This is a genomic window from Dorea sp. 210702-DFI.3.125 (assembly GCF_020560945.1).
In the GTDB taxonomy this organism is placed as follows: domain Bacteria; phylum Bacillota; class Clostridia; order Lachnospirales; family Lachnospiraceae; genus Dorea; species Dorea formicigenerans.
Window position 1 is genome coordinate 1 of sequence record NZ_JAJCNF010000132.1, and the last position, 235, is coordinate 235.

Consider the following 235-nt stretch of genomic DNA (forward strand, 5'->3'; position numbering starts at 1 on the left):
AAAACAAAGGAGAAATTCAAACAGGAACACCCGGAGGTTGCCCGGTATGAGAAAGCCGCCGCCTACCTTGCCAAGCACCCGGACGATAAGGACAGCACCCAAAAGGAGCTGCAAGAGGAGCAGGAAACGCTTCTGGAAGAAATTGCAGCTCTGAAAACACCGCTGACCGAGGTACAGGAGGATTTGAAGAAGCTGCGGGACATCCGCTACTGGGTACGGAAAGCCACACCCGGCA

1 pseudogene is annotated in these 235 nt (G+C 54.5%); it reads left to right on the forward strand.

What is annotated here, in order from left to right:
- Positions 1 to 235: pseudogene (locus LI164_RS15850) on the forward strand (conjugal transfer protein); the annotation flags it as partial.